The organism is Winogradskyella poriferorum, from assembly GCF_050618035.1.
Lineage (GTDB): Bacteria > Bacteroidota > Bacteroidia > Flavobacteriales > Flavobacteriaceae > Winogradskyella > Winogradskyella poriferorum_A.
The window spans coordinates 1-207 of record NZ_JBODPY010000367.1 but is presented as its reverse complement, the minus strand read 5'-3'; the positions used below and the strand labels follow the sequence as shown (position 1 = coordinate 207).

At 32.4% G+C, this 207-nt stretch carries 1 pseudogene; it reads right to left on the bottom strand.

Annotated elements, in window-relative coordinates:
* Nucleotides 1–207 (bottom strand): annotated as a pseudogene (locus ACRHOC_RS16080) (UDP-N-acetylmuramate--L-alanine ligase); the annotation flags it as partial.

Below are 207 nucleotides of genomic sequence, written 5' to 3'. Positions count from 1 at the left end.
ACAATAATTTAGTAAATGCGCTAAAATACTTGTTGTTGTTCTTTTCCCATGAGTTCCAGCAACTGCAAGACAATTTGTTTCTTTGGTAATTGCACGCAATACCTCTGATCGTTTATAAAGTTTAAAGGCATTAGATTTAAAAAAGGTTAGTTGTGAATGCGAATTTGGTATAGCAGGCGTATATACAACCAATGTTTTTTCCTTATT